Origin of the sequence: Rheinheimera sp. (assembly GCF_030824435.1) — a bacterium.
Lineage (GTDB): Bacteria > Pseudomonadota > Gammaproteobacteria > Enterobacterales > Alteromonadaceae > Pararheinheimera.
Genome location: NZ_JAVBXS010000048.1, coordinates 16,093 through 40,216 on the forward strand (window position 1 = coordinate 16,093; position 24,124 = coordinate 40,216).

25 protein-coding genes are annotated in these 24,124 nt (G+C 47.3%); 15 read left to right on the forward strand and 10 right to left on the reverse strand.

What is annotated here, in order from left to right:
* The first annotated feature begins 89 nt into the window (after positions 1–89).
* Both gap and RCH83_RS10800 read left to right on the forward strand, forming a co-directional pair.
* A complete protein-coding gene (gene gap, locus RCH83_RS10795) occupies positions 90–1,097 on the forward strand; it encodes a type I glyceraldehyde-3-phosphate dehydrogenase (RefSeq protein WP_306521864.1) in 1,008 nt (335 codons plus the stop codon).
* A 156-nt stretch (positions 1,098–1,253) separates the two neighbouring features.
* Entirely contained in the window at positions 1,254–2,120 is an 867-nt protein-coding gene (locus RCH83_RS10800; protein ID WP_306521866.1) for a D-hexose-6-phosphate mutarotase, read from the forward strand.
* A 101-nt stretch (positions 2,121–2,221) separates the two neighbouring features.
* On the opposite strand, the gene RCH83_RS10805 is transcribed toward RCH83_RS10800, so the two are convergent.
* Positions 2,222–2,614 carry a hypothetical protein gene (locus RCH83_RS10805; RefSeq protein WP_306521869.1) on the reverse strand — a complete coding sequence of 131 codons (393 nt, stop codon included), beginning with the start codon at positions 2,612–2,614 and terminating at the stop codon, positions 2,222–2,224.
* 289 nt (positions 2,615–2,903) lie between these two features.
* On the opposite strand from RCH83_RS10805, the gene ccoN reads away from it, so the two are divergent.
* The 11 genes from ccoN to ttcA all read left to right on the forward strand — a co-directional run bounded on the left by ccoN (position 2,904) and on the right by ttcA (position 12,728).
* The gene (gene ccoN, locus RCH83_RS10810) at positions 2,904–4,331 is read left to right on the forward strand and encodes a cytochrome-c oxidase, cbb3-type subunit I (RefSeq protein WP_306521871.1); all 1,428 of its coding nucleotides are present in this window, start codon (positions 2,904–2,906) and stop codon (positions 4,329–4,331) included.
* 10 nt (positions 4,332–4,341) lie between these two features.
* Positions 4,342–4,950 (forward strand): cytochrome-c oxidase, cbb3-type subunit II, encoded by a 609-nt coding sequence (gene ccoO, locus RCH83_RS10815; protein WP_306521873.1) that lies wholly within the window; start codon positions 4,342–4,344, stop codon positions 4,948–4,950.
* A 5-nt stretch (positions 4,951–4,955) separates the two neighbouring features.
* Positions 4,956–5,135, forward strand: coding sequence for a cbb3-type cytochrome c oxidase subunit 3 (locus RCH83_RS10820; RefSeq protein ID WP_306521875.1), 180 nt, complete (start codon positions 4,956–4,958; stop codon positions 5,133–5,135).
* Positions 5,128–6,102 carry a cytochrome-c oxidase, cbb3-type subunit III gene (ccoP, locus tag RCH83_RS10825; protein ID WP_306521877.1) on the forward strand — a complete coding sequence of 325 codons (975 nt, stop codon included), beginning with the start codon at positions 5,128–5,130 and terminating at the stop codon, positions 6,100–6,102. The genes RCH83_RS10820 and ccoP overlap by 8 nt, the downstream gene beginning before the upstream one ends.
* A gap of 81 nt (positions 6,103–6,183) precedes the next feature.
* Complete coding sequence (locus RCH83_RS10830; protein WP_306521879.1) at positions 6,184–6,663, forward strand: FixH family protein; 480 nt, start codon at positions 6,184–6,186, stop codon at positions 6,661–6,663.
* A 1-nt stretch (position 6,664) separates the two neighbouring features.
* A complete protein-coding gene (locus RCH83_RS10835) occupies positions 6,665–9,070 on the forward strand; it encodes a heavy metal translocating P-type ATPase (RefSeq protein WP_306521880.1) in 2,406 nt (801 codons plus the stop codon).
* Positions 9,067–9,258 carry a cbb3-type cytochrome oxidase assembly protein CcoS gene (gene ccoS / locus RCH83_RS10840; protein WP_306521882.1) on the forward strand — a complete coding sequence of 64 codons (192 nt, stop codon included), beginning with the start codon at positions 9,067–9,069 and terminating at the stop codon, positions 9,256–9,258. Before RCH83_RS10835 ends, ccoS begins: the two co-directional genes overlap by 4 nt.
* A complete protein-coding gene (locus RCH83_RS10845; protein WP_306521884.1) occupies positions 9,242–9,934 on the forward strand; it encodes a sulfite exporter TauE/SafE family protein in 693 nt (230 codons plus the stop codon). The genes ccoS and RCH83_RS10845 overlap by 17 nt, the downstream gene beginning before the upstream one ends.
* A gap of 42 nt (positions 9,935–9,976) precedes the next feature.
* A complete protein-coding gene (gene fnr / locus RCH83_RS10850; protein ID WP_306521886.1) occupies positions 9,977–10,693 on the forward strand; it encodes a fumarate/nitrate reduction transcriptional regulator Fnr in 717 nt (238 codons plus the stop codon).
* Positions 10,694–10,786: 93 nt separating this feature from the next.
* Positions 10,787–11,710 (forward strand): universal stress protein UspE, encoded by a 924-nt coding sequence (gene uspE, locus RCH83_RS10855; RefSeq protein WP_306521888.1) that lies wholly within the window; start codon positions 10,787–10,789, stop codon positions 11,708–11,710.
* A gap of 88 nt (positions 11,711–11,798) precedes the next feature.
* Entirely contained in the window at positions 11,799–12,728 is a 930-nt protein-coding gene (ttcA, locus tag RCH83_RS10860) for a tRNA 2-thiocytidine(32) synthetase TtcA (protein ID WP_306521890.1), read from the forward strand.
* 112 nt (positions 12,729–12,840) lie between these two features.
* On the opposite strand, the gene RCH83_RS10865 is transcribed toward ttcA, so the two are convergent.
* The 8 genes from RCH83_RS10865 to RCH83_RS10900 all read right to left on the reverse strand — a co-directional run bounded on the left by RCH83_RS10865 (position 12,841) and on the right by RCH83_RS10900 (position 21,351).
* Positions 12,841–14,211, reverse strand: a complete 1,371-nt coding sequence (locus tag RCH83_RS10865; RefSeq protein WP_306521892.1) for a phosphomannomutase CpsG — start codon at positions 14,209–14,211, stop codon at positions 12,841–12,843.
* A 1-nt stretch (position 14,212) separates the two neighbouring features.
* On the reverse strand, positions 14,213–15,631 hold the full coding sequence (locus tag RCH83_RS10870; RefSeq protein WP_306521894.1) for a mannose-1-phosphate guanylyltransferase/mannose-6-phosphate isomerase: 1,419 nt from the start codon (positions 15,629–15,631) through the stop codon (positions 14,213–14,215).
* A 238-nt stretch (positions 15,632–15,869) separates the two neighbouring features.
* The gene (locus RCH83_RS10875) at positions 15,870–16,811 is read right to left on the reverse strand and encodes a hypothetical protein (protein WP_306521896.1); all 942 of its coding nucleotides are present in this window, start codon (positions 16,809–16,811) and stop codon (positions 15,870–15,872) included.
* A 42-nt stretch (positions 16,812–16,853) separates the two neighbouring features.
* Positions 16,854–17,867, reverse strand: a complete 1,014-nt coding sequence (locus RCH83_RS10880) for an NAD-dependent epimerase (RefSeq protein ID WP_306521898.1) — start codon at positions 17,865–17,867, stop codon at positions 16,854–16,856.
* A 169-nt stretch (positions 17,868–18,036) separates the two neighbouring features.
* On the reverse strand, positions 18,037–18,978 hold the full coding sequence (galU, locus tag RCH83_RS10885; RefSeq protein WP_306521900.1) for a UTP--glucose-1-phosphate uridylyltransferase GalU: 942 nt from the start codon (positions 18,976–18,978) through the stop codon (positions 18,037–18,039).
* A gap of 224 nt (positions 18,979–19,202) precedes the next feature.
* Complete coding sequence (locus RCH83_RS10890; protein ID WP_306521902.1) at positions 19,203–19,832, reverse strand: tRNA-uridine aminocarboxypropyltransferase; 630 nt, start codon at positions 19,830–19,832, stop codon at positions 19,203–19,205.
* A complete protein-coding gene (locus RCH83_RS10895; RefSeq protein WP_306521904.1) occupies positions 19,829–20,479 on the reverse strand; it encodes a DUF2987 domain-containing protein in 651 nt (216 codons plus the stop codon). The genes RCH83_RS10890 and RCH83_RS10895 overlap by 4 nt, the downstream gene beginning before the upstream one ends.
* Positions 20,479–21,351, reverse strand: coding sequence for a glucosaminidase domain-containing protein (locus RCH83_RS10900; protein WP_306521906.1), 873 nt, complete (start codon positions 21,349–21,351; stop codon positions 20,479–20,481). Before RCH83_RS10900 ends, RCH83_RS10895 begins: the two co-directional genes overlap by 1 nt.
* A gap of 248 nt (positions 21,352–21,599) precedes the next feature.
* Between RCH83_RS10900 and RCH83_RS10905 the strand changes: the two genes are divergently transcribed.
* The gene (locus tag RCH83_RS10905) at positions 21,600–22,217 is read left to right on the forward strand and encodes a hypothetical protein (RefSeq protein ID WP_306521908.1); all 618 of its coding nucleotides are present in this window, start codon (positions 21,600–21,602) and stop codon (positions 22,215–22,217) included.
* A gap of 117 nt (positions 22,218–22,334) precedes the next feature.
* On the opposite strand, the gene RCH83_RS10910 is transcribed toward RCH83_RS10905, so the two are convergent.
* Positions 22,335–22,751 carry a lecithin retinol acyltransferase family protein gene (locus RCH83_RS10910; RefSeq protein ID WP_306521910.1) on the reverse strand — a complete coding sequence of 139 codons (417 nt, stop codon included), beginning with the start codon at positions 22,749–22,751 and terminating at the stop codon, positions 22,335–22,337.
* Positions 22,752–22,896: 145 nt separating this feature from the next.
* Here RCH83_RS10910 and RCH83_RS10915 point away from each other — a divergent pair, with 145 nt between their 5' ends.
* Entirely contained in the window at positions 22,897–24,114 is a 1,218-nt protein-coding gene (locus tag RCH83_RS10915; RefSeq protein ID WP_306521912.1) for a pyridoxal phosphate-dependent aminotransferase, read from the forward strand.
* The last annotated feature ends 10 nt before the right edge of the window (positions 24,115–24,124 follow it).

A 24,124-nucleotide genomic window follows, 5' to 3' on the forward strand; every position in this document is an offset into this window, starting at 1 on the left:
TAAATACGATTGCATAACGTTTTTCAGCTTGAAAAATGGCAAAAAACATGTAATTTTACTACACAATTGACAAACATCTGGGGTGAGCCATGACAATTCGTGTCGCAATTAATGGATTTGGCCGTATCGGCCGTAATGTTTTACGTGCTTTATATGAAAGTAAGAAGTCGTACGACATCAAAGTCGTGGCTATTAATGACCTGGGTGACGCTGCTATTAACGCCCACTTACTGAAATACGACACTGCACATGGTATTTTCCAGGCCAACGTTGAACATTCAGATAAAGCCATTTTTGTTAATCAGGACGAAATTCTCACCCTGAGCGAGCGTAACCCGGCCAACTTGCCGTGGGCCGACTTAAACGTAGATGTTGTGCTGGAATGTACCGGTCTTTTTACTGATCGCCAAAGTGCAGGCGCCCATTTAACGGCTGGCGCGAAAAAAGTCATTATCTCAGCACCGGCCAAAGATGTAGATGCCACAGTGGTTTATGGTGTAAATCACAATGTGATCACCCCTGACATGACCATCATCTCCAATGCCAGCTGCACCACCAACTGTTTGTCACCCATAGCTAAACCGTTAAATGATGTGCTTGGCATTGAATCTGGCCTGATGACCACTATTCATGCTTACACCAACGACCAGCGGTTAAGCGATGTGTATCACACCGACGTGCGCCGTGCCCGCGCAGCCGCTATGTCGATGATCCCAACCAAAACCGGCGCTGCCGCCGCTGTTGGATTAGTGGTGCCAGAACTTAAAGGTAAATTTGATGGTTTAGCGGTTCGCGTGCCAACTTTGAACGTGTCTTTGGTTGACTTAACCTTTATTGCTGGTCGCAACACCACTGTTGAAGAAGTGAACGACATTATCCGCAAAGCTGCCGGCGAATTCCCAATGAACCAGGTACTTGCAGTCAATGATTTACCGCTGGTTTCTGTGGACTTTAACCACAACCCGATGTCGTCTATTTTTGACGCCACTGAAACCCGGGTGAATGGCCGTTTAGTCAAAGTAATGGCCTGGTACGATAACGAGTGGGGTTTTAGCAACCGTATGCTCGATAACACAGTACAAATGATGAAAGCTTAAGCTGTTCAATTCGCTGTTAAGTGTGCAGTTGTTGGCCGTCACAAAAACGACCTCCCGCTACACACTTTTACGACAGCAAATAAATAACCCAAAAAGGCGACTCCGGTCGCCTTTTTCATCAATAATCTCACCACTTTTTATTGTCCGGTTTTAACAATGCACAATAACTCTATTCAACAACTGTCAGGTTTTGGCTCTTTAGCCGGTTTACCTTGTTACCAACTCAACGCCAATGGTGCCACTGTGGTGGTGTCCGCTTATGGCGCTCAGGTGTTGTCGTACCAAAATGCCGCCGGCCGTGAACTGTTGTGGCTATCGCAAAAGGCAAAGTGGCAAAACAACAACGCCATTCGCGGTGGAGTGCCCATTTGTTGGCCATGGTTTGGTAAAGCCGCTGCTGAATTTGGTCCTGAAGCTGCAATTCTGCCCAATCATGGTTTGGTGCGCACAGCATTCTGGCAAATGACGCAACAGCATATTTCAGCGGAGGCTGTATCCATCAGTTTTATCATTGAGCTTGCTAAGCTGCCGTGGTCCCATAAAACTGCTAAAGACAATAAACCGGTCAGATTAATTTATCAGGTGACATTATCAGATGTTCTGGAGCTGCAATTAAGCTGCGACAGCCTGATGATGCAACAAGCGGCTTTGCACAGTTATTTTCAGGTAGCACAGGCTGAAGGAGCTGTTGTCAGTCCTTTGCCATTAAAATGTTATGACAAGGTAAGCAACAGCACATTGCAGCTTAACGAAGCTCAGCTGCATTTTCAGGGTGAAATTGACCGGGTTTATCCGGATACCGCCAGGACACTGACTCTTTCGCTAGCAAATAGCACCACTCCACAGCTGACAATTGCGCAACATGGCCATGACGCCAGTGTGTTATGGAACCCCGGTCATCCAAAAGCCGGGGCTATGGCGGATATGCATTTGGGGGCTGCCGGTGAGTTTGTCTGTATTGAAAGTGCAAGGCTCGCTTTGGAAGCTAAGCCATTATCATTAACACAAATTATCCGCGGTTAAAGCAAATTGTCTGTGGTTAAGTTGTCTGGGATTAGGTTGCCAGGGTTAAGTTATCAGCAGTTAAATTGTCTGGTGGTTAAAAACAGCAGGATGATGATGGCTTAATCCGGCCAGCGCGAATAAAACACGTCTTGCAGCTTTGTTGTTTCACCGTTTTGATAAGTTACTTCAAGATCAAGTTGCCACAACATCCGCGGTTCAGTGCAGGCGCCTAACATCAGTTCAGCCTGCCATTGTTGCTGCTTTAACTGAAACCGCAACGGTATTTCGCCCATATACATGGTTTTGCCGCGAATGACGCCTTTAACTGCCAAAACCGCCTCTTTGCCGGTATCTAGTTTGAGCAACAAGGGCGTTTCTACCGGCATATCACCAGGCAGATAAGTCAGGTTAAATGTTTTGAGTTGCACCTGACGTGCAACTGCTGTTTTGACGTTTTCTTGGGGTGTGCATCCAACTAACATCAGCAAAACACAACCAAATACACTTTTCATCACAAGTTGTTTACCTCATTTATCTGCGCCTATTGTAAGGCTTCAGACACAGGACTGTGAAATTTAAGCCATTGCGCTTAAAAACTGAACAGCAACATTGTTCTACATCATAAAACCGGCGAGTCCGCCTATCTTTTTGGGGGTAAAACTCGTATTATCGCGCCCAAAGATTGGCAGGCAAAACAAGGTTGTGTCAGAAAAACCTTGCTAAACTATCGGTCTATTATAAGAAGGGTCACCCCCAAGGGTGTTTTTTAATAACTAGCAAAAAACTGCAGCGGAACTCAACATGAGCCAGACCAAATCGTTAAATGTTGACTACAACTACACGGTTGTCCGCCTCTTTGCCCTCACAACAGTGTTGTGGGGTATAGTCGGCATGACAGTAGGTGTTTTATTAGCGGCGCAATTATATTGGCCAGCACTGAACTTTGATACAGCCTGGTTGACTTACAGCCGACTTCGTCCTCTTCATACCAATGCGGTAATTTTCGCTTTTGGTACCAGCGCCTTGTTCGCAACCTCTTATTACGTGGTGCAACGTACCTGTCAGGTTCGGCTTTATGCAGAAAAACTGGCGATGTTTACCTTTATCGGCTGGCAAATTGTCATTATTGCCGCTGCTATTACCCTGCCGATGGGCATCAGCCAGAGCAAAGAATACGCCGAGCTGGAATGGCCGATTGACGTATTAATTACTATCGTCTGGGTTTGTTACGCCATTGTGTTTTTCGGCACCATGATTAAACGTACCACCAGCCATATTTATGTAGCCAACTGGTTCTACGGCGGTTTTATTATCACTGTTGCTGCGCTGCACATTGTCAACAGCATGGTGATCCCGGTGTCTCTGACCAAATCTTATTCTATCTACGGCGGCGCAGTGGATGCCATGGTGCAATGGTGGTATGGCCACAACGCAGTAGGCTTCCTGTTAACAGCGGGCTTCCTGGGTATGATGTATTACTTCGTACCAAAACAAGCCGGCCGTCCGGTGTATTCTTACCGTTTGTCTGTTGTGCACTTCTGGGCCTTAATCGCCTTGTACATCTGGGCCGGTTCGCACCACTTACACTACACTGCCCTGCCTGACTGGACTCAGTCTGTGGGTATGGTGATGTCAGTGATTCTGTTTGTGCCAAGCTGGGGCGGTATGATCAACGGTATCATGACCTTATCTGGTGCCTGGCATAAACTGAAAACAGACCCTATTTTACGTTTCCTGATTGTATCGCTGTCTTTCTACGGCATGTCGACTTTCGAAGGCCCGATGATGGCAATCAAATCAGTAAACGCGTTATCTCATTATACTGACTGGACAGTTGGTCACGTGCACTCAGGTGCTTTAGGCTGGGTTGCCATGGTGTCCATCGGTGCACTTTATCACTTAATTCCGGCCGTATTTGGTCAGGGTCGTATGTACAGCGTGAAACTGGTTAACACTCACTTCTGGTTACATACCACTGGTGTTGTACTGTACATAGTTGCTATGTGGATCAGCGGTATTATGCAGGGCATGATGTGGCGTGCAGTGAACACTGACGGCACCCTGACGTACAGTTTTGTACAGTCGTTGGAAGCTTCTTACCCGTTCTATCTGATGCGTTTTATCGGCGGTCTTTTTGTAGTCACAGGTATGCTGGTGATGGCTTACAACGTGATTAAAACAGTCCGTGCCAAAGAAGGCGTGTTAGAGCCAGTAGCAGAAGCGGCATAAGGAGCTTATCGTGTCTAAGAATTACCATGAAAAAATCGAAAAAAGCGCTGGCTGGCTGGCTATTTTAACTGTGGTAGCCATCAGCTTTGGTACCCTGGTTGAAATTACCCCTTTGATGTTTATCAAAGAAACCACTGAGCCTGTTGATGGTTTAAAACCCTATACTGCGCTGCAAATGGAAGGCCGCGATATTTTTATCCGTGAAGGTTGTACCAATTGCCACAGCCAGATGATCCGTCCATTCCGTCATGAAGTTGAACGTTATGGTCACTATTCTGTTGCCGGTGAGAGCATCTGGGAACATCCATTCCTGTGGGGTTCTAAACGTACTGGTCCTGATTTGGCCCGTGTTGGTGGTCGTTACAGCGATGACTGGCACTATGCTCACTTAATGGATCCACGTTCTGTTGTGCCACAGTCAAATATGCCTGGTTACCCATGGCTGGATGAAAACGTGCTGGATGGCAAACTGACGGCGAAAAAGCTGGAGACTTTCCGCTCTTTTGGCGTGCCTTACACTGATGAAGATATCGCCGGTGCCGAAGCCGCTGTAAAAGGCAAAAAAGAAATTGAAGCCCTGATTGCGTATCTGCAATCACTCGGCACAGCGTTGAAGTAATCCCTATGGACTACGCAACGATTCACAGCTTTTATACCGTGATTATTTTGGTGGCTTTTGTTGGACTTCTGGTTTGGGTTTTTCTGATTAAACGCAAACCAGATTTTGACGACGCAGCAAATGCAATCTTTGCTGACGAACAAAAGCCACAACAAAAACAACAACAGGAGTCGGATCATGAGTAGCTTTTGGAGTGCTTGGATCACAATCTTAACGATCGCATGTATCGTGTTATGTACTGTGTTATTAACATGGAACTTAAAAAACCATGTAGGTGTGGACGAAGGCAAAACCACAGGTCATGAGTTTGATGGTATTGAGGAAATTAATAATCCACTGCCAAAGTGGTGGACCATTATGTTCTACGCCACCATCGTCTGGTCAGTGTTTTATTTTGCAGCTTACCCTGGCCTCGGTAACTGGCAAGGCCTGCTTGGCTGGACCAGCTCAAATCAGGGCATCAAATCTTTAGCAGAATCAAAAGCCGCCATTGAAGCACAAAAAGCTGCCGGTACCCCGTCACAGCTGGATCGTGAATATATGAAAGCCGACGAAACTTTTGCCAAAGAGTTTGCCAAATACACCAGCCGTCCTATTGATGAGCTGGCGTATGACACCCAGGCCCTGAAAGTAGGTCAACGTTTGTTCCTGCAAAACTGTGCCCAGTGTCATGGCTCTGATGCCCGTGGCCAACGTGGTTTCCCAAATCTGACTGACAATGATTGGCTGTATGGCGGTACTGTCGACAAGATCAAAGAAACCCTGATGTACGGCCGTAAAGCAGCAATGCCAGCCTGGGGTGATGCTTTAGGCGAACAAGGCGTTAAAGAAATGACCGCTTATGTGCTGAGTTTGTCAGGCCGTAAAGTCAACGACAAAGACGCAGCTGCAGGTAAAGCCAAGTTTGGTATGTGTGCAGCCTGTCACGGTGCAGACGGTAAAGGCAGTCTGGCACATAACCTGCCATTTGGCGCGCCGAACCTGACCGACAATACCTGGTTATACGGTGGTTCAGCCGGTTCTATCGAAACCTCGTTAAATAAAGGCCGTAACGGTGTAATGCCAGCCTTTAAAGACACTTTAGGTGAAGATAAAATCCACGTGATTGCCGCTTACGTATACCGGTTATCCCGTCCGGACGACACTAAATAATCAGTTGTCGTTGATAAAGCGTTAAACCGCTGCAATAAGCCCCGCTCTCGGGGCTTATTGTTATGCAGCAGAGGAACACAGATGTTGATCAAACCCTGGTACAAACAATTCTGGCCATGGGCTTTAATAGCCCTGCCGGTGCTGACCATGTTTAAAGCCGCCCACACCATCTATATCATGAATCAGCAAAAACCCGATTTGGTGGTGGATGACTATTACGCCGAAGGTAAAGCCATTAATATGAATCTGGCCAAGTACCGAGAAGCGGCGCTGCGCAACCTGCAAGCCAATATTCTGTTGGCCGCCGATAAAGCCGTGGTGCGTTTTGCCAGTAAGCCGGAGCTTGGCGATACACTGGAACTGCAATTTGTGCATAACACTGTGGCCGCTAAAGATTTTGTGGTGAAGGCTGAGCGCAGCGGCGAAAATTTATATATCACACAGTTGCCAACAACTTTAAGCGGTAAATGGAATTTGGTGGTGACAGACAACAGCCAGCAATGGAAACTGCGCGCCGAACTGACATTACCCCATCAGGGTGAAATCAAGCTGACGTATTGATATGACAAAGCCCCAGCTGCAAAACTGTTTTCATTGTAATGAGCCGGTTCCGTCTGGCAGCAACTTTAGCCAGGCATTTGACGGGCAACAACGTTTTTTTTGTTGTCCCGGTTGTGAAGCTGTGGCGCAGAACATCATTTCACAGGGGCTTGGTGACTACTACCGTTTTCGTACCGCCCCTGCCAGCAAAGCCAGTCCATTGCCGGAAAAACTGCAACAGCAACTGCAAAGTTATGACAATGCCGATGTGCTCGGCGACCTGACCACCCAGGACGGTCAATGGCAGCAGGTGGAACTGTCTATCAGTGGCATGAGCTGCGCCGCTTGTGCCTGGCTGATTGAAAAACAACTGAAACAAGACCCGGCCGTTGCCAGTGCATCAGTGAACTCCTCAACTTCCCGTTGTGCACTGCGCTGGAACCCGGCAAAAACCCAGCTGAGTGTCTTGCTTAAAGGCATTGCCGGACTCGGTTATCAGGCCAGCCCTTTTATTGCCGATAACGAAGAGCAAAGCTACCAGCAGGAAATGCGCGCTTATTTAAAACGCCTGGCCGTTTCCGGCATTATGTCGATGCAGGTGATGATGCTGGCTTTTGGTTTGTATTTTGGTGAATACACCGGCATAGAACAACAATACGAAGGTTATTTACGCTGGATAAGTCTGCTACTGACGTTGCCCGTGATGTTTTTTGCCGCAGCGCCTTTTAGCCAGAGCGCCTGGCGTGCCCTTAAAGCAAAAGAGCTGAATATGGATGTGCCTATAGTGCTGGCACTGTATTACACCTTTTTAGCGTCCACTTACGCCACAATCAGCCACAGCGGCGAAGTGTATTTTGAATCCGTTTGTATGTTTGTATTTTTACTGCAACTGGGTAAATTTTTTGAATTCCGCGCCCGTAAACAAGCGCGTGACGCCACCAGTAATCTGCTGAAAGTTATGCCGGTCAGCGCCTGGTTATGGGACGGTCAACAAGCAACTGCAACTTCAGCACGGCGTTTAAATGCGGGCACGCTGATTCTGGTTAAAGCTGGTGAAACTATTCCGGCTGATGGTGTGGTGCAAAGTGGCGAAAGCAGCGCTGACGAGTCGATGCTGACAGGGGAATACAAAGCCATTGCCAAAGCGCCCGGTGATACTGTGCTCGCCGGCAGCGTGAATCATGACGGTATATTGGTGGTACAGGTGCAAAAAGCGCTGACAGAATCGCGCCTTGGTCAAATTATTTTATTGCAACAACAAACCTTGCATCAAAAACCACAACTTCTTGAAAAAACCGACAAAATTGCCCGTTTTTTTGTGCAGCGTTTATTGGTGATAGCCAGCTTCACCTTTGCTGTCTGGTACTTTTTTATCGATGCCGACCGGGCATTTTGGGTGACTTTATCTGTATTGGTCGCCACCTGCCCTTGTGCACTCAGCCTTGCCACCCCAACAGCGATAACCTGCGCTTTAGCCAGGCTCAATCGCAAAGGCATTCTAATCAAAAACCAGCAAGTGCTGGAAGTGTTACCCAAACTCAACAGAGTGTTTTTTGATAAAACCGGCACCCTGACACAGGGCCGTTTTAGCATTCAAACATTTGTCGTCCATCAACACCACTACAGCGCTGATGAATTATGCAATCTGATTGCCAATCTGGAAGCATATTCAGAACACCCAATCGCAAGGGCTTTTGCCACGCAGCATAGCCGGCAACTTGACCTCAAAGAGGTTCAGTTGCAGGTGGGTGCTGGTTTGTCTGCGCTTTGGCAACCACAGGCTGCAACAGCACCGCTGATGGTTAAAGTAGGCAGCGCACGCTTTTGCCAGCAAGCTCAAAGCGGTGCCCATGTGTATTGCACTATAGAGGGTGAGCTGGTTGCATCTGTTGTGCTTTCAGACGCGTTGCGCCCTGAAACCACAACGCTGATGCAAAGCTTAAAGGCACTGGACATTCAAACCAGTATTATTACCGGTGACAGCTCAGCTCAGGCAGAAGAAGTTGCGCAGCAGCTTGGTGTGCAGCAGCTGTGGAAATCCTGCACGCCGGAGCAGAAAGTTGAACATATTCAGCAGGCTGTAGCTAAAGGCGACACTGTATTGATGGTGGGTGATGGCATTAACGACAGCCCGTGTTTTCATGCTGCTCATGTGTCGGTAGCGCTTGATTCAGGCACTGATTTGTCAAAGAACCAGGCCGATGTGGTGCTGCTGCACAACGATTTATCTTTGTTGTCTGAGCTTATTGCCGGGGCAAAACTGGCAAAAAAAGTAGTGCGGCAAAATTTACTTTGGGCTGTTGGGTATAATCTGGTCATTATTCCACTGGCCGTTTGTGGTTTTGTGTCGCCTTATGTGGCGGTGATCGGCATGTCGTTCAGTTCTTTATTGGTGGTTTCCAATTCACTCAGGTTATTAAAACAATGAGCATTATCTCAGTATTAATTCCGATTGCCGTGTTGTTTGTTATTTTGGGCCTGGCCATCTTTTTCTGGGCGGTGAAATCCAGACAGTTTGACGATTTGGATAAAGAAGCTTTTAGTATTTTGTTTGACGAAAAACAACAGCACAAAAAGTCAGAGCCGGACAAAAAAACTGATGACAGCACCAGCTGAACTGCTATCCGCCCTGCTGCCTGCGTTACTGATAGGTTTTTTCGGCAGTGGTCATTGCCTGGTGATGTGTGGCGGTCTGGTCAGTGCATTACAAATGATGATGCCAAACCAAAACCCGGTAGCAAAACTCAAACTGCAACTGGCATTAAACGCTGGCCGTATCAGCAGTTATGTACTTTTTGGCGCTCTGACCGGCTGGCTGGGGATGCAAGGTATGATGCTGGCTGGTGCCGGCAAACCTCTATTGCAGTTATTGTCGGGTCTGATGCTGGTGCTGATGGCACTTTACATCAGCAGGCTCTGGACAGGCCTGACCGCGCTGGAGAACCTTGGTAAAAAGCTGTGGCGTTATATTCAGCCGGTTGCGGCGCGTTTATTACCACTTGATTCAACCCTAAAGGCCTTTGGTTATGGCCTGTGCTGGGGTTATCTGCCTTGTGGTCTGGTGTATTCGGCTTTAGCGGGGTCGCTGGCCAGCGGCTCAGCTTTGCAAGGTGCAATCTGGATGCTGGGTTTTGGTCTGGGTACCTTGCCGGCGTTATTATTGGCCGGACAGGCAGCAGCCACAGTCCAACAACTAAAAAACAAAGCTGTAGTACGTTACGCAATTGCACTATTGCTTAGCCTGTACGGCTTGCAGACAATTTACCTTGCACTTCGCCGTTTAGTTTTTTAAGCTGGTTGGGTATTTTTTGGCATTAAAATGGAAACCTTTGTAATGAGCACTTCGTCTATTAATTGCCAGGACTGTGGCTTTAGCCAGTTATGTTTACCCTTTTCCCTCAACGAAGCTGAACTTGATAAACTGGACGACATCATCCAGCGCAAACGCCCTTCCCACAAAGGTGATCATTTATTTGAAGCGGGTAAACCGCTGCAGGCACTTTATGCAGTTCGTACCGGCTCTTTTAAAACCTACACCCTGACCGAACAGGGTGAAGAGCAAATCACCGGCTTTCATCTGCCGGGCGATGTGATAGGTTTTGATGCCATCGGCACTCAGCAACACCCAAGTTATGCTCAGGCGCTGGAAACCGCCATGGTCTGTGAAATTCCGTTTCATACGCTGGAATCTTTGCTCGACCAACTGCCCAAACTGCGCCAGCAACTGATGCGGCTGATGAGCCAGGATATTTCCGGTGATCAACAAATGATGTTGTTGTTAAACCGCAAAACCGCTGAAGAAAAGTTGGCAGCTTTTTTAACCAATCTGGCACAACGTTTTGGCAACCGTGGTTTTTCCAAAAAAGAATTCCGTTTAACCATGACCCGCGGCGAAATTGGCAATTATCTGGGTCTGACGGTCGAAACGATCAGCCGTTTGCTTGGGCGTTTTCATAAAGACGAACTGATTCATGTCGACGGTAAGCTGATTGTGATCACCAATTTTGAGGCGCTGAGTAAAGTTGCCGGCATGGCAAAAATCGCCAGTTAAGCCGCATTTGATCCAGGTTAAGCTTTGCCTGCCAGAAAACCGATATGTTGGCTACACTTTAACCACTAGTGTAAATTCAATCGGGAGAATGACATGGCAACTTATCAGGACGTGCTGGTGGTGCTTGACCCCAGCCAACAAACACAAAAGGCGTTAGCCCGCGCGCTGGAGCTGGCCGAACATACTGCTTGTCGCCTCACTGCGTTTTTATCTATTTACGACTTCTCTTATGAAATGACCACCATGCTCTCCGGCGAAGAGCGTGAGTCGATGCGTCAGGCGGTCATTGCCGACAGGGAGCTTTGGATCAGCGAGCTGGTAGCGCCGGCAAGGGCAAAAGGCATGGCGGTTGCCATTTCGGTGGTATGGCATAACAGACCCTTTGAAGCCATTGTGAAAGCCGTGAGCGACCATGGTTATGATTTGGTGATCAAAGGCACTCATAACCATGATGTGCTTAAATCAATGATTTTCACGCCAACCGACTGGCATATTCTGCGTAAATGCCCCTGCCCTGTGTTGCTGGTTAAAGAGCATGCCTGGCCTTTACATAGCAAAATTCTGGCGGCAGTGAATGCGGGCAGCGAACAACCTCATCATGTTGAACTGAACAAACGTATTATTCGTCAGGCGCAGGCTGTTGCAAACATGCTGCAAGGTGAAGTACATCTGGTGAATGCCTACCCTGGCACTCCCATTCATGTTGCCATTGAAATTCCGGAATTTAACCCGGCTGAATACAACGACAATATGAAACACCATCACCAACAGGCGGTTGCCGAATTGGCAGCTGAGTTTAATATTCCATCGAACCAGACCCATGTGCAGGAAGGTATGCCGGAAGATGTGATCCCAAGAGTTGCCACTAGTCTGGACGCAGAAATGCTGGTGATTGGCACCATAGGCCGCACTGGCCTGTCGGCTGCCATTATTGGCAATACCGCTGAACATGTGATAGATCGCCTCGATTGTGACGTGCTGGCATTAAGACCAGACGCTAATGTGGTCGCCCCCTGAAACTAAGCCCTCAGTTTGAGCATTGCGGATTGGCAAAAAGTGCCAATCCGTTATAATGTGCGCCATTTTTTCGCAATCTGGTGTTGTTATGTCACATGCTGCAGAAGCTAAAGCCCAATACAATCTGAATAAACTGCATAAACGTTTGCGCCGTGGTGTCGGTCAGGCTATCGCCGACTTTGGCATGATTGAAGCGGGTGATAAAGTGATGGTGTGTTTGTCAGGCGGCAAAGACAGTTACACTCTGTTGGACATTCTGCTGAATTTACAACAATCTGCACCTATTGATTTTTCAATTGTTGCGGTCAATCTTGACCAAAAACAACCGGGTTTTCCGGCCGATGTATTACCGGGTTATTTAAGCCGGATTGGTGTTGATTTTAAAATTGTCACCGAAGACACCTACAGCATCGTCAAAGATAAAATTCCGGAAGGCAAAACCACCTGTTCACTCTGCTCACGCTTACGCCGTGGCATTTTATACCGCACTGCCAAAGAGTTGGGCGCCACTAAAATTGCATTGGGACACCACCGCGATGACATGATTGAAACCATGTTTTTAAACATGTTTTATGGTGGCAAAATGAAATCTATGCCACCAAAACTGCAAAGTGACAATGGCGAACATATCGTGATCCGCCCGCTGGCTTATTGCCGCGAAAAAGACATTGAAAAGTACTCAACTGCCAAAGGTTTCCCAATTATTCCTTGTAACCTGTGTGGCTCACAAGATGGCCTGCAACGTCAGGTGGTAAAAGAAATGCTGCAGGACTGGGATAAACGTTTCCCCGGCCGCATCGAGACGATGTTCCAGGCCATGCAGAACATAGTGCCCTCTCATATGATTGATAAAAACCTGTTTGATTTTGCCGCGGTACAACATGGTGTACAAGTGGCCGAAGGCGACACCGCTTTTGATAAAGTGGAAGTACCAAAGGTACCAGTGGGCCTGGTTGAAGCGGACGACGACAATGAGCCATCTTCTGCTGTACAAATTCAGCGTATTGAACTGGCCTGAGTAATGTAGGGAACCGGCAGTCACGGCCGGTTCGCCGTCAGGCTCTTGACGCTGTACTGCAGCAAATAAAAAATCCGGCAACGCCGGATTTTTTATTTTTAAGCACAATGCGTTAGCTTGCCTGTAATAAAGCCGATAACTCAGCTGTTTTGGCCAACATCAACCCAATATCAGCCCTGCTTTCTACATTCAGCCGCACCAGAGGTTCGGTATTGGAACTTCTTAAGTTAAAACGCCAATCGGCAAATTCCACACTGATCCCATCTGTATGATCAACCTTCAGCGCTTTCCCCTGATATAAAGCCAAAATTTCTGCCAGTTTGGCGGCAGGGTCTTGAATTGTGAAATTGATTTCTCCGGACGAAGGGAAAGCAGCGATACGTTGTTGTACCATGGCCGATAAACTGCTGTTTTTGACACAAAGCAGCTCTGCCACCAACAACCATGGGATCATGCCGCTGTCACAATAAGCAAAATCGCGGAAATAATGATGGGCACTCATTTCGCCACCATACACCGCATCTTCTTTACGCATCCGCTCTTTAATAAAAGCGTGGCCAGTTTTCGACTGCACAGCAATACCGCCAGCTTTTTCAACTAAATCAATGGTATTCCAGCTGAGCCTTGGGTCGTGAATAATACGGGCGCCCTGGTTTTTTTGTAAAAAGGCTTCTGCCAATAAACCAACGATGTAATAACCTTCAATAAAACTGCCTTTTTCATCAAATAAAAAACAGCGGTCAAAATCGCCATCCCATGCCACACCAAAATCGGCCTGATGGGCAAGCACAGCTGCTGAAGTATCAGCACGGTTTTCTACCAGCAGAGGATTTGGAATGCCATTGGGGAAAGTCGCATCGGGTTCGTGATGCACTTTGACAAACCGGATCGGAATTTGCTGCTGAGCAAAAACCTGCTCCAGCGCGTCTACCACATGACCGGCGGCACCGTTGCCGGAATTTACCACTATTTTCAGCGGCTTGAAGTTCTTCGCCTGAATGTAGGTCAGCAGGTGTATAACAAAATCATGCAGGATAGATTGTTGACGGTAATTACCGCGTTGACTAACAGTTTTAAAATCACCCTGCTCAGCCAGTTGTTTAATTTGCAATAAACCGCTGTCGGAGCTGATAGGTCTGGCTCCTTGTTGCACCAGCTTCATGCCATTGTAATCGAGTGGGTTATGGCTGGCGGTTACTTCAATGCCCCCACAGACACCCAGATGAAAAGTGGCAAAATACACTTCTTCAGTGCCAGTCATGCCTATATCAATCACATCCACACCGGCATCCATCAAACCATCTGCCAGCGCCAGTTTTAATGCTTCGGAGGTGGCGCGCACGTCACCACCGACGACCACGGTTTTGGCTTGTTGATATTCACCAAAAGCGCGGCCAATACGGTACGCCACATCGTTATCAAGCTGCTCGCCAAGTTTGCCGCGAATATCATAAGCTTTGACACAATCAATTTTGCGATACATCTCAGGCCCTGCCATAACGGTCTTCAAAACGCACAATGTCATCTTCGCCAAGGTAAGAGCCGGACTGCACTTCAATCAATTCCAGCGCAACTTTGCCCGGGTTTTCCAAGGCATGCACCGCAGTAATTGGAATATAAACAGATTGGTTTTCAGTCAGGAACTGATCAACACCGTCAATAGTCACTTTGGCGGTGCCTGACACCACTATCCAGTGTTCAGCGCGGTGATGGTGCATCTGCACTGACAGCTTGGCACCTGGTTTTACCGTAATACGTTTCACCTGAAAACGACTGCCATGGTCAATCGAATCATATTTGCCCCAGGGGCGGTACACTTCACGGTGGAAAGTCGCTTCCGGTCTTTTTGCCGCTTTTAACTGGTTCACTATTGCTTTAACGTCCTGCGCTTTGTCTTTGTGAGCCACCAGTACCGCATCTTTAGTGCTGATCACCACCAGATCGCTGACACCAACTGTGGCCACCAGCTGCTCTTCGCTACGGATAAAACAATTCTGTGTGCTATCGGTCATAATGTCGCCCTGCAGCACATTGCCTGCTTCGTCTTTTTCGGCAACCTGCCAAAGTGCAGCAAAACCACCTACATCATTCCAGCCGGCGTCCAGCGGCACTACCACCACTTCATCCGAATGATTGGCCGTCAGTGGTTCCATAATGGCGTAATCAATAGAGTCTTCCGGGCAAGCCATAAAAGCATCTTTATTAATACGGATAAAATCCAAATCCGGCGTCTGGTCGAGCAAAGCGGCCTGACAGGCCTGATAAATATCAGGTCTGAATTTATTCAGTTGCTGCAAATACACTGATGCTCGGAACATAAACATGCCGCTGTTCCAATAATATTCTCCGCTGGCAAGATATTGTTCAGCGGTTTGCAGATTGGGTTTTTCCACAAAAGACTGCACCAGATAAGCATTCTGGCTGACAGCACCACGACGGATATAACCATAACCAGTTTCAGGCAAAGTCGGCACTATACCAAAGGTAACCAGTTTACCTGATGCGGCAAACTGCTCTGCTTGCGTGACTGCGGCCTGAAATGCTTTGGTATCACTGATAACATGGTCAGCCGCCAGTACCAGCAATAAAGGGTCTTCTGAGCCCTGCGTTGCTTTAAATGCCGCCAGCGCAATAGCGGGTGCAGTGTTGCGCCCTGCCGGCTCCAGTAAAATAGTGCCTTCAGTAACAGCCAATTGCCGCAGCTGTTCAGCTGCAATAAAACGATGTTCTTCATTACAAATTAACAGCGGCGCACTGTGTGGCAACCCCTGCAGGCGCAATAAAGTTTGTTGCAGCATGGTAGAGCTGCCGGTGAGCGCCAGAAACTGTTTTGGATAGTTGCCACGCGACAGTGGCCACAAACGCGTCCCTGAACCTCCAGCCATGATGACAGGCATAAACATGGTGATTTCCTTTTTATAAAAGCTCAATTGCGCTCAGTCTGTATGGCTGTCTGCCATGTGTCAACTGGCTGTTTTTATGAATAAATGGCCTTGGAAAGTCAGGTGGCAAACAAGGCACTTTTGTTTGTGATTGCCACCACCAGTCAGCGCTGTGCTGCTGCGTTGTTGTTCACCGGATAACACAAGTTGTGGCCATCCCGCGGCAGCAACTCTGGCTGTTCAAGCGTCAAAAACACCATCAAATGTCGATATGACGCCAATCCAGCCAGCGGCTGCCATTGTTATCCTGCACCTGAACGCCGGTAGCCCGGATATCTGTGATCAGTCCTTGTTTGGTGTTCATACCGGCGCGCAGTGCAGCTAAACGCTCTGCCCGCTGACGTTTGGCACGAGCCGCAGGATCGGCGCCGGCTTTTAATAATAAAGCCGCTATCTGGGAAGATTCAGCCACCAATAATAAAGGAGTGTCTTTATAAGCAAAGGTTGCACCTATCGGATGTACTGCATTACGCTGCTGGCCATCATCTGGCAGTACCCCAAGCTGCAATAACTCCCGCACCACAGGTATCACTGCGGCTTCGGGAAACTGATTGCTTAATAACTGATACAACACAGGCGCATCACCACTGCGATAACGTAGCATTGCCCGACTGACATAAGGTTTAAATAGTTCGAGTAATTGCAGTGACAAACCCGGATCACGATGAATATCACCACTGACACCGGCATAAAATGCTGCTTTGCCCGGAGTCTCTCCACGGCGGATCAGTGCCTTTAGCAAGCTGATTTGCCCAAAACGCGCCGCCAGCACCAAAGCAGTGTCCTGCTCCGCCTCTGCAGAAGACACAAATGCCGGATCCGCACCAAGACTAAGCGCCCGTTCCGCCATGGCAAACTGTTGTTTTTGCATCAGACACTGAAACAAGGTTTGATACGCCGAACGCAAATTCACCGGCAACTGAAACTTTTCTGCCAATAACAAGGCCTTATCACAACGGCCATTTTTAAAAGCATATTCAGCCACTTGTGCCAGTTCAGTTTTGTTAAATTGCTGCGCCTGTACCTGCTGCAGAAATTCCGCATTGTCTTGTTTGAGTGCACCTGAACTGTAGACAAACTGATCAGGGGTACTTTTACAACCAAAGATAAACAACAATAAAACCCAGCAAAAACGATTCATCACAACCTCTGTTCTCTGATGTGCAGGCTCTGAGATCTGGTGTCAGTTCAGGCGCATGTAGTTTTTAAACCAGTCGACAAAATGTTGCATACCAAGCGCAAGGGGCGTTGCCGGCTTAAAGCCAACCAGTTGCTGTAACTGACTGACATCCGCATAAGTTTGATAAACATCACCCGCCTGCATCGGCAGATAATTTTTCACGGCTTTCACCCCAGCCGCAGCTTCAATAGCGCTGATAAAGTCTTCCAGTGCAACCGGCTGATTATTACCAATGTTGTACAAGGCATAATAAGGATTATTCTGTTGTTGTACCGGGTATCCTGCTGTGGCCGGAATTTTATCCTGAACCCGCAATATACCTTCAACAATATCGTCAATATAAGTGAAGTCACGCATTAGCTGACCATGGTTGTACACGTCAATTTGCTGCCCTGCCAGAATGGCTTTGGTAAATTTCCAGGGCGCCATATCGGGCCTGCCCCAGGGGCCATAAACGGTAAAAAACCTCAGTCCTGTGGTAGGTAATTGGTACAAATGGCTATAGGTATGCGCCATCAGTTCATTGGATTTTTTGGTGGCTGCATACAACGAAATGGGCATATCAACAGGATCTGCTTCACTAAAAGGCACTTTTTGCTGATTGCCATACACTGAACTAGAGCTGGCATACACCAGATGTTCCACCTGATGATGACGGCAGCCTTCCAGAATGGTCATCATACCAACCAGGTTAGAATCTACATAAGCCATTGGATTATCAATAGAATACCGTACCCCAGCCTGAGCGCCGAGGTGGATCACTCTGTTAAATTTTTCCGTGGCAAAAAGTGCGGCCATACCGGCGCGGTCGCTTAAATCCAGCTGGATAAAACGAAAAGCAGATGCATGAGCCGCTGGTAAAGCGGCTTTGATCCGCGCCAGACGGGCATCTTTGAGTTTTGGGTCATAATAATCGTTCAGATTATCCAGCCCGACCACCTGATGGCCCTGAGCACAAAGTTGTTCTGCAACCTGGCTGCCAATAAAACCGGCTGCGCCTGTGACTAAAAATTTCATATAAACATCCGTTATTGTCAGATTTGGGCAGTGATTGCGGTTTTGTCCGTTATGTTGACGACAAAGCCAATGAACACTAAAACTTCACGCTGGTACTACCCAATCCATTTGAACCATCAGAAGTTGTTATGCCACAACCGTCTGGTTGTTGCGGCACAACATTGCAGACTTATTCCGCCAGCAGCTGGGTTAATTTGCTTTTAAACTCGCTGCCAAAAGCAGAACGTAATGCATATTCCGCATTGGCCAGGGCATAACCCAGTTTGTTACCACAATCATGAGATTTGCCTTTGATATGATAAGCCTCTATCACTTCCAGCAAACGCAGTTGATGCAGCGCGTCGGTCAACTGAATTTCGTCACCTGCACCAGGCGGCGTAAAGGCCAATAAATCCCAGATGGTGGGCGACAACACATAACGACCTGTGATAGCAAAGTTACTTGGTGCTTCGTCCAGATCCGGTTTTTCCACCATGTCCACCACAGGTACACTTTGGCCCTGACTGAGTGGAGCGCCGGCTAAATCAACCACGCCATATTGATTCACCAGATTTGCCGGCACTGGCTCGACCATGATCTGGCTATGGCCCGTTTCATTGTATCTTTTGATCATTTCTGCCAGGTTGTCTTTTTTCAGATTGCTGTGGTACTGGTCCACTATCACATCCGGCAACAACACGGCAAAAGGATGGTTCCGTACCACAGGGCGCGCACATAAAATAGCGTGACCAAGGCCCAGCGCCTGTGGCTGACGCACTGAAATTACTGTAACGTTTTTTGGCGTGATATTACGCACTTCATCCAGCAACTGCCGTTTTACCCGTTTTTCCAGCGCAGCTTCCAGTTCAAAACTGGTGTCAAAATGGTTTTCAATGCTGTTTTTAGAAGAATGTGTCACCAGCACAATTTCGGTAATGCCAGCTGCAACCGCTTCCTGTACTACATATTGAATCAGCGGTTTGTCGACTATTGTCAGCATTTCTTTTGGCATGGCTTTGGTGGCGGGCAACATGCGGGTGCCAAGACCGGCAACCGGGATCACTGCACGTGTTACTTTTTTATCATCATCAAGGCGGTTTAATTGCGAAGAGTGCGGATGTTTGCTATCCATCAGATTGGTCCCGTTCCATAGTGAAAATTACAATTTTTATGGAACCGCATCATAACAGAAAAAATTTGCAGTTCCCTCTACTTCAATCTATCTGCAACACACTGGTGTATTTAACAAAATGCGCTGTGTAAAAAATCAGCTCCGGCATGAAGTGGCTTTTATAACTTCTTCACTGTTTAAATGCAAAAAACAGTTTTGAGCAAGAGATAGCGATAACATCGCCGCTATTTTTCCGCTTTTTCTGGCTGATTAAAAGCCAGAAACAACTGTTGTAACTCTGCTGCTGCCTTTAAATAACCCAAAGCAGATAACAACATACAAACAGATTCGGCGGTACACCAGCCCATATCCTGTTGATTACGTCTGAGCCGGTAAACAGATTTTTCCGTTGAATCCAGTGATATCGCAGGTAGTTGTTTTAAATAAGCACTTTGATTGTACATTTTACGCGCCAGCTGCCAGGTGGCGTCCAGCACAATTAACTGCAGCCTTGGACCCGGAGGACCAATATTGCTGCTTTCAGCTTGTTGCTCATGTGTCTCTGCCGCATTTTGTTGTAATTGCTGCTGCCAATATAGCTGCCACTTTTGCACATCAAGCAACTGCGCTTGTGGACCAGGATACAATAAAAAACTCGGTTGGCTGGCAATGGCGGCAAGCAGCTGTTGATCAGGCGCCACTCTTGACCATAAAGGCCGGCGCACCTGGATCCGGTTGTCCCCACTTAGGGCCGTAACCAAAACCCCGGTATTGGTGGTTTTTAAAAATTCGGTTTGATGGGTTAATAACATCAAATCCAGACCTGCCGCCATTGTTGCCAATGGCAACAATGGCAAACTGGCATTGCTGGTCATTTTCTCGGTAATAATGGCAATACCAACGCAGGCGCCTGCTGAAACTCAAGCACAAGGCTATCAGCAACCTCTTTTGTCTGCGTCAAATCCAGCTGACATTGATTCTCTTCACACTGCAAGGCCTGACTCAATTCAGCTGGCACGGCCAGCACCATAGCTTCAGCGGCAAACTGCAGGCTAACGCCCGTCATGGGCGGCAGGAAATATTTGCCAAGCCCCGCCAGCTCTTTTAACAAAGCATCAAATTGCCGGTGCATCATCCGCAATTGTCTGAGCTCCACTCTGGCATCCAGCGGTAAACGGCTGCGTAACCGGAAATTTAGATCACAAGGTGCAGCACCTTCGGGTTGTTTTAATACAATCAAGGCCTTGCGGTTGTTTAATAACTCTGAATAGGGCAACACCAGCTCGCCATTGGCAGCAACGGTCAGCGGATCGTCACTGATATCTGTGGTGATGCGCGCTGCTGTCAGCTCACACGCCTGTTGTGTGCCCTGGCGCTGCAGCATAAAAGCTAAAGTAATATGGCTGAATTCTGCTTTTTCACTTTTTTTCAACCGGGCGTAAAAACCATCGTAATTAAACTGGGTATTCGCCATTGAAGGTGAAACAAGCAAAGCGGCCAACAAAACCAGACAAAAACGCATTAACTTTCTTCCATAAATTTATGATTGGCAGCAATCATGTCACGAATTTCAGTGACATAAGATTCACCGCGCTCTGAATAACGAATTAAACCCTGCGCCAGCTTCTGACCTGTCAATTTGCCGTCTTCTTTGCGCAATTGAGCGCGAATAGCACGTAAGTCGTCATACACATAAAAAGTGTTCAGGTTATAAAAATAGGCATTCACGCTGGCGGCTATATCTTTAAACATCGCCACTTCATGATATTTGCCGGCTGGACGTTTCGAAGGAACAAAACCACAACCTGCTTTAAAACACCATTGGCCAAAAAAATTAAAACCATCAGTGGCAAAACGGCTGGAGCCCCAACCTGATTCTTTCGCCGCCTGTGTTAACACCAGACTACTTGGGATCACATCTACCCGGCTTAACAGGTCGCTTAAACCCGTATCATCAGCTTCCGGATAATCCACCTTAAACTCATCAAACAAGCTGTAAATAAAGGCATACTCTTCCAAAGTAAGCTCTTGTTTTTTAGCGCGTTTTTGTTGTAACTCAAGGATCTGACCACGCAGTTTTAACAAACGGCCGTTTTCACGTTCGATAAAAGGTTCCAGATATTCAAAAAAGGCTTTTTTGCGTTTGGCAGTATCTTTAATGGCTGCAAAATCCGGCACTGCTTTTAATGCAGGCATATGCTGCGGATAAGTCAGCCGGGCCAATAGCTTTTTTTGATCAGCACTGTCCAGCGCCGAAATCCGGCTTGGCATTTGCCAGATGGCCAGCTCCTGAGCATCCGCCAAAGGATCGGAGCGTAAAAACGGATAGGCAGCTGCGAAGATCACAGCAATAGCGGCACAAGTTTGCGCCGTTGTTTTCAGCCATAGTTTCATAACCAACTTACCTCTGTGCAAAATGCGCTGACGTGATGAGCCACAAACCAACATCAATACAAATTTGCTTACTTCATTTATTGCAGGTTGGTCATTTTAACCACTATGCCCAGCTTTTTCGACCAAAACATAGTGTTAAGTACAAAATGTTCTAAGCAATATATTTTAAATCATTGATTAAAAACAAAATTAATTATGGCCTGTTTTATGCTAACCCTTAAGCAAATTACCCTCAAGGAGCAAATAACATGAAAAAAGTATTAGTTTTAACCCTGATTGCCGGTCTGAGCTGTGTTTCTGCATCCGCTACCGCGAAACAACTTTCAGCACAATTTCCATCCGCCGAGCTCACCCATCTTGAAGTACAAAATGGCGTTGGCGAAGTGAAAATTGTACAGAGCAACGATGCCACTATCAGTGTTGAAGTGAAGGTAAAACCGGCCAAAAAATGGTTGTTTAAAGAAGCAGATGCCGACTCGGCCACACTTGAGTCTTCGCTGAAGGCCGGCCGTTTGACAGTATCAGTGCCGATGGATGACACAGAACAAGAATGGCTGGTGAAAATTCCCAAAGGCATGGCACTCGATTTACAACTGGGTGTTGGCGAAATTGACATTCAGGCAGAGCCTGCGGACATCAGTGCCGAAATTGGTGTTGGGTCTTTTGCAGCCGAAGTGTTATTAAGCAACTACAAAGATGTGGAAATGAGTGCCGGTGTGGGTGAAGTCAGCGTCAAAACCACAGAAAATGTAAAAGAAAACAGTCACTTGGTCGGTGGCGATATTCATTTCCGCGGTCATGGTTCAGCCAATATATCCGTTGAAGTGGGTGTAGGTGATGCTGTAGTTCGCGACAGCGCGCGCTAAACGGCTCTTTTATCTGGATATACATCAGGCGCAGTTCATCAAGCGGATGTTTACCGATAAAAAACAGACTGCAACCATTTGCAGCCAAAAAAACCACCTCAGACTGAGGTGGTTTTTTTATTGGTTGATATCAACCTGCTGCCACAACACTTCACTACGCCAGAAGTGGCTTAATTCGGTTTTTAAATCAAAAAAGCTGGTGATGGGTAAAGAGCGGCCACTGACACAAGCCTGGGTAAAACGATGACAGTTGTTGGTTAATAAATCATATCGCTGATAGGTAAATATCTGACTGATTGCCCGTTCTGCACATTCGTGGCTGGTTATCACTTTTCCTGCCCTGTTGCAGGCTGCAAGCAAATGGTTGCCACTTCTGTTATCAAAAAAGCGGTTTATTGACACTGAACGCACTAAACCTGTGCCCTGCAGCTCAACAATTTCACCTTCGCCGATATAAATACCTGTGTGTTCAAACAGATGAAAAATCTCGCAAACAACAACAGCACCTGGCGGAACCTGAGATAATTTCAGCATAACTCATTTTTTTTCCGGGAATTTGGCTCAGTATGATTGCAAAAGACCTGTGGCTGTGTAAAAAGGTGTAAGTAAATTTAAATCGTCAAGATGTCCGGATGGATGTCTGAATTCAACAAAATGCGGAGGCAGTAAGGTAAGCGGTATGAAACCAATTGAGCGTTCGAAAAAATTAGATGGTGTGTGTTATGACATTCGTGGCCCCGTTGCGCGCGAAGCAAAAAAGATGGAAGAAGAAGGCCATCGTATTTTAAAACTCAATATTGGTAATCCCGCCCCTTTTGGTTTTGAAGCGCCGGATGAAATTCTGAAACACGTGATTCATAACCTGCCAACAGCCCAGGGTTATACTGACTCACAAGGTATTTATCCGGCCCGGGTTGCTGTGGCGCAATATTACCAAAGCCGTGGCATTTTAGGCGCCGACGCTGATGATGTGTATATTGGCAATGGTGTGTCTGAGCTGATTTTAATGTCGTTACAGGCGCTTTTAGATAACGGCGACGAAGTACTGATTCCATCACCCGATTACCCGCTCTGGACAGCAGCTGTGAATCTCGCCGGTGGCAAGGCGGTACATTACCGCTGTGATGAAACGGCTGACTGGTATCCGGATACTGCTGATATTCGCAGCAAAATTAACAGCCGCACCAAAGCCTTAGTATTAATAAACCCAAACAACCCAACAGGTGCTGTGTACAACAAAGCCATGTTGCTGGATTTATTAGCCATTGCCCGTGAACACAACCTGGTGGTGCTCAGTGATGAAATTTACGACAAAATTTTATATGACGGCGCCGAACATATAGCAACTGCGTCGCTGGCCGATGATTTAGTGCTGCTGACTTTTGGTGGTTTATCAAAAAACTACCGTATTGCCGGTTTCCGGGTCGGCTGGTTGTTTATCTCGGGCGCTAAACAAGCGGCGCGGCATTATATTGAAGGCCTGAATATTCTGGCGTCGATGCGGCTTTGTGCCAATGTGCCTTGCCAGCATGCAGTACAAACCGCACTGGGTGGTTATCAGAGCATTAACGAGCTGATTATTCCGGGTGGCCGTTTGTATGACCAGATGGATTTGGCTTATAAGCTCATTAACGATATTGACGGTTTAAGTTGTGTGCGGCCCAAAGGAGCCATGTATTTATTCCCGAAAATTGACCGGAAAAAATTCCCCATCAAAGACGACGAGCTTTTTGTGCTGGATTTTTTGCGTCAGCACAAAGTGTTACTGGTGCATGGCCGTGCTTTTAACTGGCCTGAGCCGGACCATTTCCGCGTGGTGTTTTTACCGCATAAAGAACAGCTGGAAATGGCGCTTGGCAAACTGGCGCAGTTTTTACCTGGTTATCGCCAGCAATAACGGATCAATC

What these genes read in the sequence shown, in the direction of transcription:
- gap (WP_306521864.1), top strand. Translation starts at nt 90, where the DNA reads ATGACAATTCGTGTCGCAATTAATGGATTTGGCCGTATCGGCCGTAAT.
- RCH83_RS10800 (WP_306521866.1), top strand. Translation starts at nt 1,254, where the DNA reads ATGCACAATAACTCTATTCAACAACTGTCAGGTTTTGGCTCTTTAGCC.
- RCH83_RS10805 (WP_306521869.1), bottom strand. Translation starts at nt 2,614, where the DNA reads ATGAAAAGTGTATTTGGTTGTGTTTTGCTGATGTTAGTTGGATGCACA.
- ccoN (WP_306521871.1), top strand. Translation starts at nt 2,904, where the DNA reads ATGAGCCAGACCAAATCGTTAAATGTTGACTACAACTACACGGTTGTC.
- RCH83_RS10820 (WP_306521875.1), top strand. Translation starts at nt 4,956, where the DNA reads ATGGACTACGCAACGATTCACAGCTTTTATACCGTGATTATTTTGGTG.
- ccoP (WP_306521877.1), top strand. Translation starts at nt 5,128, where the DNA reads ATGAGTAGCTTTTGGAGTGCTTGGATCACAATCTTAACGATCGCATGT.
- RCH83_RS10830 (WP_306521879.1), top strand. Translation starts at nt 6,184, where the DNA reads ATGTTGATCAAACCCTGGTACAAACAATTCTGGCCATGGGCTTTAATA.
- RCH83_RS10835 (WP_306521880.1), top strand. Translation starts at nt 6,665, where the DNA reads ATGACAAAGCCCCAGCTGCAAAACTGTTTTCATTGTAATGAGCCGGTT.
- ccoS (WP_306521882.1), top strand. Translation starts at nt 9,067, where the DNA reads ATGAGCATTATCTCAGTATTAATTCCGATTGCCGTGTTGTTTGTTATT.
- RCH83_RS10845 (WP_306521884.1), top strand. Translation starts at nt 9,242, where the DNA reads ATGACAGCACCAGCTGAACTGCTATCCGCCCTGCTGCCTGCGTTACTG.
- fnr (WP_306521886.1), top strand. Translation starts at nt 9,977, where the DNA reads ATGAGCACTTCGTCTATTAATTGCCAGGACTGTGGCTTTAGCCAGTTA.
- uspE (WP_306521888.1), top strand. Translation starts at nt 10,787, where the DNA reads ATGGCAACTTATCAGGACGTGCTGGTGGTGCTTGACCCCAGCCAACAA.
- ttcA (WP_306521890.1), top strand. Translation starts at nt 11,799, where the DNA reads ATGTCACATGCTGCAGAAGCTAAAGCCCAATACAATCTGAATAAACTG.
- RCH83_RS10865 (WP_306521892.1), bottom strand. Translation starts at nt 14,211, where the DNA reads ATGTATCGCAAAATTGATTGTGTCAAAGCTTATGATATTCGCGGCAAA.
- RCH83_RS10870 (WP_306521894.1), bottom strand. Translation starts at nt 15,631, where the DNA reads ATGTTTATGCCTGTCATCATGGCTGGAGGTTCAGGGACGCGTTTGTGG.
- RCH83_RS10875 (WP_306521896.1), bottom strand. Translation starts at nt 16,811, where the DNA reads ATGAATCGTTTTTGCTGGGTTTTATTGTTGTTTATCTTTGGTTGTAAA.
- RCH83_RS10880 (WP_306521898.1), bottom strand. Translation starts at nt 17,867, where the DNA reads ATGAAATTTTTAGTCACAGGCGCAGCCGGTTTTATTGGCAGCCAGGTT.
- galU (WP_306521900.1), bottom strand. Translation starts at nt 18,978, where the DNA reads ATGGATAGCAAACATCCGCACTCTTCGCAATTAAACCGCCTTGATGAT.
- RCH83_RS10890 (WP_306521902.1), bottom strand. Translation starts at nt 19,832, where the DNA reads ATGACCAGCAATGCCAGTTTGCCATTGTTGCCATTGGCAACAATGGCG.
- RCH83_RS10895 (WP_306521904.1), bottom strand. Translation starts at nt 20,479, where the DNA reads ATGCGTTTTTGTCTGGTTTTGTTGGCCGCTTTGCTTGTTTCACCTTCA.
- RCH83_RS10900 (WP_306521906.1), bottom strand. Translation starts at nt 21,351, where the DNA reads ATGAAACTATGGCTGAAAACAACGGCGCAAACTTGTGCCGCTATTGCT.
- RCH83_RS10905 (WP_306521908.1), top strand. Translation starts at nt 21,600, where the DNA reads ATGAAAAAAGTATTAGTTTTAACCCTGATTGCCGGTCTGAGCTGTGTT.
- RCH83_RS10910 (WP_306521910.1), bottom strand. Translation starts at nt 22,751, where the DNA reads ATGCTGAAATTATCTCAGGTTCCGCCAGGTGCTGTTGTTGTTTGCGAG.
- RCH83_RS10915 (WP_306521912.1), top strand. Translation starts at nt 22,897, where the DNA reads ATGAAACCAATTGAGCGTTCGAAAAAATTAGATGGTGTGTGTTATGAC.